Source organism: Mesorhizobium sp., from assembly GCF_004962925.1.
GTDB lineage: Bacteria > Pseudomonadota > Alphaproteobacteria > Rhizobiales > Rhizobiaceae > Mesorhizobium.
The window spans coordinates 13,801-21,701 of sequence record NZ_SUEO01000096.1; the positions used below are offsets into that span (position 1 = coordinate 13,801).

7 protein-coding genes are annotated in these 7,901 nt (G+C 65.1%); 2 read left to right on the forward strand and 5 right to left on the reverse strand.

Annotation, left to right across the window (positions count from 1 at the left end):
- Positions 1 to 26: 26 nt before the first annotated feature.
- A complete protein-coding gene (locus E5W87_RS19230; protein WP_292400818.1) occupies positions 27 to 1,649 on the reverse strand; it encodes an ABC-F family ATP-binding cassette domain-containing protein in 1,623 nt (540 codons plus the stop codon).
- Between the two features lie 223 nt (positions 1,650 to 1,872).
- Here E5W87_RS19230 and E5W87_RS19235 point away from each other — a divergent pair, with 223 nt between their 5' ends.
- Both E5W87_RS19235 and E5W87_RS19240 read left to right on the forward strand, forming a co-directional pair.
- Complete coding sequence (locus tag E5W87_RS19235; protein ID WP_292400793.1) at positions 1,873 to 2,208, forward strand: hypothetical protein; 336 nt, start codon at positions 1,873 to 1,875, stop codon at positions 2,206 to 2,208.
- Between the two features lie 212 nt (positions 2,209 to 2,420).
- Complete coding sequence (locus E5W87_RS19240) at positions 2,421 to 2,675, forward strand: hypothetical protein (protein WP_292400795.1); 255 nt, start codon at positions 2,421 to 2,423, stop codon at positions 2,673 to 2,675.
- 185 nt (positions 2,676 to 2,860) lie between these two features.
- Here the strand turns inward: E5W87_RS19240 and E5W87_RS19245 are convergent, their stop codons facing one another.
- From E5W87_RS19245 to E5W87_RS19260, 4 genes are all read right to left on the reverse strand, one after another.
- Entirely contained in the window at positions 2,861 to 4,879 is a 2,019-nt protein-coding gene (locus E5W87_RS19245) for an amidase (protein ID WP_292400798.1), read from the reverse strand.
- Between the two features lie 249 nt (positions 4,880 to 5,128).
- On the reverse strand, positions 5,129 to 6,607 hold the full coding sequence (locus tag E5W87_RS19250) for a WD40 repeat domain-containing protein (RefSeq protein WP_292400801.1): 1,479 nt from the start codon (positions 6,605 to 6,607) through the stop codon (positions 5,129 to 5,131).
- Between the two features lie 125 nt (positions 6,608 to 6,732).
- Positions 6,733 to 7,503, reverse strand: coding sequence for an exodeoxyribonuclease III (locus E5W87_RS19255; protein ID WP_292400804.1), 771 nt, complete (start codon positions 7,501 to 7,503; stop codon positions 6,733 to 6,735).
- 10 nt (positions 7,504 to 7,513) lie between these two features.
- Positions 7,514 to 7,901, reverse strand: a 388-nt coding sequence (locus E5W87_RS19260) for an alpha/beta family hydrolase (protein ID WP_367118842.1), incomplete at its 5' end; no start/stop codon positions are given.

Consider the following 7,901-nt stretch of genomic DNA (forward strand, 5'->3'; position numbering starts at 1 on the left):
GGTGAGCAGCAGCGCCGCTCCCCGCCTCAGCTCCGCAACCCCGGCGCTTCCTGCCCGGTGCGCTCGACATACTCCGTATAGCCGCCGCCATAGGTGTGGATGCCGTCGGGCGTCAGTTCCAGCACGCGGTTCGACAGCGCCGCGAGAAAGTGCCGGTCGTGCGAGACGAACAGCATGGTGCCCTCATACTGCGAGAGCGCCGTGATCAGCATCTCCTTGGTGGCGATGTCGAGATGGTTGGTCGGCTCGTCCAGCACCAGCAGATTGGGCGGATCGAACAGCATCAGCGCCATCACCAACCGCGCCTTCTCGCCGCCCGACAGCACCCGGCATTTCTTCTCGATCTCGTCGCCCGAAAAGCCGAAGCAGCCGGCCAGCGCACGTAGCGGCGCCTGGCCTGCCTGTGGAAACGCGTCCTCCAGCGTCTGGAACACGGTGCGCTCGCCCTCCAGCACTTCCATGGCGTGCTGGGCGAAATAGCCCATCTTGACGCTGGGCCCGCGCGCCACCGTGCCATTGTCGGGCTCGGAGGCGCCGGCCACCAGCTTCAGCAGCGTCGACTTGCCGGCGCCGTTGATGCCCATCACGCACCAGCGCTCGCGGCGGCGTACCTGGAAATCCAGCCCCTCATAGATCGAGCGGCTGCCATAGCCCTTGTGGACGTTCTTCAGCGTCACCACGTCCTCGCCGCAGCGCGGCGCCGGCTGGAAGTCGAACGACACCTTCTGGCGGCGCTTGGGCGGCTCGACGCGGTCGATCTTTTCCAGCTTCTTCACCCGGCTCTGCACCTGGGCGGCATGTGACGCCCGCGCCTTGAAGCGCTCGATGAAGGCGATCTCCTTGGCCAGCATCGCCTGCTGGCGCTCGAACTGCGCCTGCTGCTGCCGGTCGGCGATCGCCCGCTGCTGCTGGTAGAATTCATAATTGCCGGAGTAAGCGGTCAGCGAGCCGCCATCGATCTCCACCACCTTGTTGACGATGCGGTTCATGAACTCGCGATCATGCGAAGTCATCAGCAGCGCGCCGTCGTAACCTTTCAGGAACTGCTCCAGCCAGATCAGGCTTTCCAGGTCGAGATGATTGCTCGGCTCGTCGAGCAGCATAGCGTCGGGCCGCATCAGCAGGATCCTGGCCAGCGCCACGCGCATCTTCCAGCCGCCGGAAAGTTTTCCGACGTCACCGTCCATCATCTCTTGGGAAAACCCGAGGCCGTCCAGCACTTCGCGGGCGCGGCCATCCAGCGCATAGCCGTCGAGCTCCTCGAACCGCGCCTGCAGGTCGCCATAGCGAGCGATGATGGCGTCCATGTCACCTGATCGCTCCGGATCACCCATGGCGGCTTCGAGCTCACGCATCTCGGCCGCCACTTCGCTCACCGGCCCGGCGCCGTCCATCACTTCGGCAACGGCACTGCGGCCTTGCATGTCGCCGACATCCTGGCTGAAATAGCCGATGGTGATGCCGCGATCGACCGAGACCTGGCCCTCGTCGGGCTGTTCCTCGCCGTTGATCATGCGAAACAGCGTCGTCTTGCCGGCGCCGTTGGGGCCGACCAGCCCGACCTTCTCGCCCTTCTGCAGGGAGGCAGAGGCTTCGATGAAGACGATCTGCCTTCCGTTCTGCTTGCTGATGCTTTCCAGTCGAATCATACTTTTCACGCGTGCCAAGGGATTTTCCTCGGCCCAATACGCGATAGGCTGCGCCTGCGGAAGCCCGCAAATCAATGGGAATACGACGCCAGATAGATGCCGGCCAGATAAATGCCGGAATGATCCGCTGAGCGTTCAGATCGAGGTTTGAACTAAATTAGCGGAACCTCGGATACTGCCGGCAGTTTAGAAAGATAGGCTCAAACACCGAAAGGAGGATGAGATGAAGACGCTAACCGCTATTTTGCTCGCCACCTCTATGATCGGTCTGACCGCTGGCGCGGCAAGCGCCACCTGCCATGACACGACCGCATCGATCGAAGCACAATCAGGCGTCGCAAAAGACGCGACGCGTGCGCCCCTCGAAACTGACGCGAATGCCGGCAACAGGGTAGAGGGCGGCCCGGCCAATAAGGACGCCAACACCATGCCACTTGCCAACCAGGAAGGCGGTGGGGATAAAAACCTTGCCACCTCGCAGCAGGATGTCGAGGCGCAGCAGGAAGGCGAGAAGACAGCAGCGGCCAAAGCCGATCCCTGCAAGACTGACGCGGATTGAGAGGCCGGCCGCAGACGCGGCGCTGTATGCCGCCGTCAGGTCACCCCGATCAGCACCGCGTTGCCCTTAGCCGCGCGACGGTAAGGGCAGCGAGCGAGGTCTCGCGTCGTCTCGAACGAGACGGACGCGTGACCGCCCTACGCAGTAGGTAATAGATGGAAAACCGGCCCGTGCCGCACTACGATCTTCACTGACGGCAAACGGGGTGGGAAATGGACGAGCAGTATACTGTATTCCTGATCGGTGGCGGCACGGGCGGCGACGAGCAAGCGGTGTTCACCTTGCGCTCATCCGAGACCGCCTGCCACCTCACCTGCAGCTACCGTGACAAGGTGATCGAGGCCGAGGAGGAAGACTATTTCGAAGCGCTGTTCAAAATCCGCCAGCAACTCGAAGTCGATGGCCTGCTGCCCTTTGTTATGGAGCGAGCGGGAATGTTTATCCCGAAGGAACGGTCATCGAGATGAGCCGCGGATTGATCGCCTGCAAGGTGAAAATGGGGCAGCTCCCCCAGAAGACTGATCTGGTCAATATATTTGACGACGGGTACGACATTGTGCCGACCTTCGTTCGCATACAACAGGAATTTTGGGATGAATGGCTGGCCTCGTTGCCTTCATAGCTGCCAGCAACTGTCTCACCTGCCGCAACCTCACCCAATCCCACCGGTCACCACGTAGGCGCCGGCAGCGCGTCCGTTCTCAAGACGGATAACGGCGGTGACGATCGAGCCGTACGAGCCACGCCAGACGCTGTGAATCGCCTTGTGCGTGGCGGCCGGCACAAGGACACGCCCGGTGAAGCGCACGCCGGTGCGCTGCATGGTGACGGGCTCGCCGTTAGCATGCACCTTTACGCTGAGGACCTCGACGGGACCATCGCTGTGCACGTCGAGCATGATTGTTATCTCGTCCTGGCCGCCGGCATGCCGCGTCTCGGCAGCAAGCGTGATGGTCAACGGCGCAACATTGGGCCTGATGTCGCTGGGCCGGGCAGAAAAGACATCGTCGGCCAGTTCCGGCGTGCGCGGCGGACAGGTGCGACGCCGGCCAGCGCGCTCGAAGTCGCCGGCGAGGCATAACAGCCTGGCGTCATCATAGGCCTTGCCAGCGAAGGTCAGCCCGACCGGCATGCCGATATCGGCCATCGTGCCCATCGGCACGGTGACGGTCGGAATACCGAGATGGCGCCACACCAGATTGCCGTTGGCGACCCAGGTGCCGTTGCGCCAGGCCAGCGCTGCGGACGCCTCGTTGACATCCGCGTCGGCCGGCCCGACATCGGCGACGGCGGGAAACACCACCGCGTTGAGCCCTTGCGCGTCCAGCCAATCTTCGAAATCGATGCGCCGCGTCGCCTCCAGACCTTTCAACCCAGCCTCCAACTCGGGGATATCAGCGAAAGGTGTCACGCCCAGCTTCGCCCGCTCGACATATTCGGCCAGATCGAAACTGTCGTCATAGCGGTCCGGCAGCGTGCCCGGCGGCTGCGGAAAGATCTTTGGGCCGTCGACCGAGGACAGATCGGGGATGGCCGGGTCGGCATTAGCGCGCAGGAAATCGTCCCAGGCGAAGATGCACAGGTCCCAGATCTCGCGCTCGGCGAATTCTTCCGAAACCAGCCCGCGATCGGCCATGTTTTTTGTGCCCGGCCGGTCGCGATCGTAGTTGGAGACGACGGGAAAGTCGACCTCGACCACATCTGCGCCAAGCCGTCGCAAATCCGCTGCCGCCTGCTCCCAGAGGTCGAGCACCGACGCGCGGGTCTGGATCGGAACGTCAGCCTGCGTGTCGCGGCCGATATACATGCGGGGCACACCGAGCCGTATGCCTTGCAGCGCTCCCTCCAGCTCGAGCCCGGTATAGCATGGCGGCCGCACGGCCGAGCTCTTCGGCAATGCGACCCAGGGCTGCGCACGCCAGAAATCGCCCCTGGTGTTCGGGTCGTCGGCGACGATCACGTCGAGCAGTTCCAGCATATCCGGCACGCTGCGCGTATGCGGCACCACCACGTCCATCGTCGGCACCAGCGGCCAGTTGCCACGCACGGAAATGACGCCGCGCGACGGCGTGTAGGCGACCAGCGCATTGTTCGACGCCGGCGCCCGGCCCGACGACCACGTCTCCTCGCCCAGCCCGAAGGCGGCGAAGCTGGCGGCGGTCGCCGTGCCCGAACCGTTGGACGAGCCCGACGCGAAGGCCGCCGTCAGGTAATCAGCGTTGTAGGGGCTTTCCGCCCGGCCATAGACGCCGCGCTGCATGCCGCCATTGGCCATCGGCGGCATATTAGTCAGCCCGATCAGCACCGCGCCGCCGGCCCGCAGCCGCCCGATGGTAAAGGCGTCCTCGTTGGCCGTGAGATGTTCGAAGGCGGGCGAACCGGCAGCGACTGTCAGGCCCGCCACCTTGTAGCTGTCCTTGGCGGTATAGGGGACGCCATCCAGCGGCCCGAGCGCGGCACCTTTCCTGCGGCGCCGGTCGGACGCGGTGGCCTCCTCGAACATTTTGGGATTGAGCACTGGAACGGCGTTGAGGGTGACGCCATGCCGGTCGTAACACGCAATCCTGCGCAGGCAGGCGCCGACCAGCTCGACGCTGGTGACGGTGCCGTCATCGAGCGCCCGCCGCAACTCCGCGATGGATGCCTCGACGATGTGGAGATCGGTCGTCATGTTCGGCCCCTGCACCCCGCGCGACGATGCCGCGTCGCGCCGATATTGTACAGGTCGCGTCCCTTCACACCCCCCTCTGCCCTGCCGGGCATCTCCCCCGCAAGGGGGGAGATCGGCAATTTCGATGTCGCCGCTTTTCTTGCGGTGTTGGAGATTGGCGAAAGTGGAGGCGGCGTCCAATCTCCCCCCTTGCGGGGGAGATGTCCGGCAGGACAGAGGGGGGTGCTCAAACTCCGACCAGGAAATTGCTCACTCCGGCGCGCCCGGAAACAGCGCCACGGCCTCGCCGCCATCCGCCGGCCAGTCCCGGATGGTGCGGTCGTAGCCGCCGGTCAGCACCGTGCCGTCGGCGGCGAACGCCACTGCATAGACCGGTCCGGACCGGCTGTCGAACAGGGCGGTCTCGCTGCCGGTTTCCATGTCCCACAGCCGTGCCGTTCCGTCGAGCGAGCCGGAGAGCAGCCGCTTGCCGTCGGCCGACAGCTCCAGCGCATAGACCGTGCCCGAATGGCCCTCGAGGCGGCGGACTTCACGGCCGGTGTCGAGATCCCAGAGCTTGATCGAATAGTCGCCGCTACCGGTGATCAGGAGACGCCCGTCGGCCGTGAACACGACGCCATAGGGGCCACGCTCGTGCCCGTGCCAGCTGCGCAGCTGCTTGCCGGTATCGATGTCCCATAGCTTCAGCGTGCCCTCGATGCTGCCGCTGACCGCGCGGGTGCCGTCCGGCGAGACGGCGACCCCGCTGATCGACCAGTCGTGCCCCGGCATCACATGCAGCACCGAGCCTTTCTCGATATCCCAGACGATGACCCTGCCTGTGTCGTGCCCGCTGACGGCACGTTTGCCGTCGGGGCTGATCGCGAGCTTGTTGACGCCACCGTTCTGGCCCGACGAGAAGACATGCAGCAGCGCGCCATCGGAGAGCTGGCGCAGCACGATCTCGCCATCGTCGCCGGCCGTCAGCGCCCGCGCCCCATCGGGCAGGAAAAGCGCTGTCCGCGCCATGTCCTTGTGAACGCCGAGGGTGCGGATCAGGCGCTTGCCGTCGATGTCCCAGAGCTTGATCGTGCGGTCGGTGCTGGCGCTCAGGATCGAGTGCCCGTCGGGCGCCACCGCCAGCCAGACGACGGGCTCGCGATGGCCATCGGGCTGCGTCGGCTGCTGCGGCGCAGGCTGAGGCAGCGGCGCGATAGTCTGCGGCGGCGGATCCGGGGCTCGAGCAGCCTCCGGCGGTGAGAGTGGTGGGGCAAGCGCGACCTCTGATGGCGAGGCAGGAGCCGGCTGCTGTGCCGGTTCCGCGCTGGCGACGTCTTCGCCCTTCGGCGCGCTCGGCGCGGGTCGCTCGGCGGTCAGGCTTTTGCCGGCGTCCTGTGGCTGTCGCGACCAGGGGCCGAGCTGGTCGGCCACCAAAGCGAGTACGGCAAGGAACGGAACGACGGCGAAGAGCTGCCGCAGCCGCGGTCGTCCGGTGGGTTGCGTTTCGGCACCCCTGCCGAACAGCGGCGCGGCTAGTCCGGGTTTCGACCGGCCGGGCAACAGGCCGGCCCAGAACAGCAGGGCTGCAAGGGCTGAGAAAACGCCCGCGGCCCCGAACAAAGCCAGGCGCACTGACGCGAAAGCGTCGCCTGCGCCCTCGCCGCCCAGCGCGAAATACACACGTGTGAAGCAAAGCATGCCGATCGCCAGCAGCAGCACCGCGAGCAGCCTATCGACAAACCTGTTCATCGGGCTCCCCCTCGGGCGCTTTCGCTTTGCCCGCAATGATGCCGGCCATTGCCGGGCTTGTCGATGTCCTTGTGATAGTAGCCAATCTCCCCTTTCGTGGGGGAGATTGGCTCTCCCCCCTCACCTCACCTCAACTCCACCCACACCGGTGCATGGTCGCTGGCGCCGGTCTCGCCGCGCACGTCGCGGTCGATGCCGGCACCGGCCAGCCGACGCGCCAGCTTCTTCGACAGCAATACATGATCCAGCCGCAGGCCGGCGTCGCGCTGCCAGCGGTTGCGGCGATAATCCCAGAATGTGTAGAGCGTGTCCTTCGGGTGCTTCTTGCGCAGTGCGTCGGTCCAGCCCTGGTCGAGTAGCGCTGCAAAGGTGGCGCGGCTTTCCGGCTGCACCAGCGCATTGTCGTCATAGGAGCGGGTCGGGTAGATGTCGCGCGGCTCGGGCACGATGTTGTAGTCGCCGGCCAGCACCACCGGCAGGCCGGTGTCGAACAGTTCTGCCGCATGCGCGTTCAGGCGCTCGTGCCAGGCCAGCTTATAGGTGAATTTCGGGCCGGGCTGCGGGTTGCCGTTCGGCGCATAGAGGCAGGCGACGACGATGCCGTTGACCGCTGCCTCGATGTAGCGGGCCTGCTGGTCGCTGTCGTCGCCGGGCAGTGCCTCGCGGGTCAATACAGGTTCGGAACCACGCGCGAGTATGGCGACGCCGTTCCAGGTCGGCTGCCCTACCCACACCGCGCCATAGCCGGCCGCGGCGAGTGCTGTGCGCGGAAACTGCATGTCCCTCGCCTTGAGCTCCTGCAGGCAGACGACATCAGGCTTGGCGACAGTCAACCAGGCCAGCAGGTTTTGCAGCCGGCTGTTGATGTTGTTGATGTTGAAGGTGGCGATCTTCATCGGGCAGAATTCAGAGCCGGTCCGCCCACGCCTTCACCGCATCAGTCATCGTCTTCAGATGATCGGCGGCGGAGAAGCCGGAGATGCTCTTGCGCGGCTTGAGGTCGTGGTCGCCGTCCTCCAACCAAAGCATCTCGATGCTGTCGGAAAGATCGTAGGTCGCGATCTCGTCCCTGGTCCCGAACTCGTCGCGTGTGCCCTGGAAGATCAGTGTCGGCGTCCTCAGATCGGCGAGGTGCTTTGTCCGAAGCTGCGTCGGCTTCCCCGGCGGATGGAAGGGATAGCCCAGACAAAGCAGGCCTGAAATCTCGTCCCTCGAAAACATCTCGTCGGCGATCATCGAGGCGACGCGGCCGCCCATCGACTTGCCGCCGATGATGAGCGGCCCCTTCACGCCC

What these genes read in the sequence shown, in the direction of transcription:
- E5W87_RS19250 (WP_292400801.1), bottom strand. Translation starts at nt 6,607, where the DNA reads ATGAACAGGTTTGTCGATAGGCTGCTCGCGGTGCTGCTGCTGGCGATC.
- E5W87_RS19235 (WP_292400793.1), top strand. Translation starts at nt 1,873, where the DNA reads ATGAAGACGCTAACCGCTATTTTGCTCGCCACCTCTATGATCGGTCTG.
- E5W87_RS19240 (WP_292400795.1), top strand. Translation starts at nt 2,421, where the DNA reads ATGGACGAGCAGTATACTGTATTCCTGATCGGTGGCGGCACGGGCGGC.
- E5W87_RS19255 (WP_292400804.1), bottom strand. Translation starts at nt 7,503, where the DNA reads ATGAAGATCGCCACCTTCAACATCAACAACATCAACAGCCGGCTGCAA.
- E5W87_RS19230 (WP_292400818.1), bottom strand. Translation starts at nt 1,649, where the DNA reads ATGATTCGACTGGAAAGCATCAGCAAGCAGAACGGAAGGCAGATCGTC.
- E5W87_RS19245 (WP_292400798.1), bottom strand. Translation starts at nt 4,879, where the DNA reads ATGACGACCGATCTCCACATCGTCGAGGCATCCATCGCGGAGTTGCGG.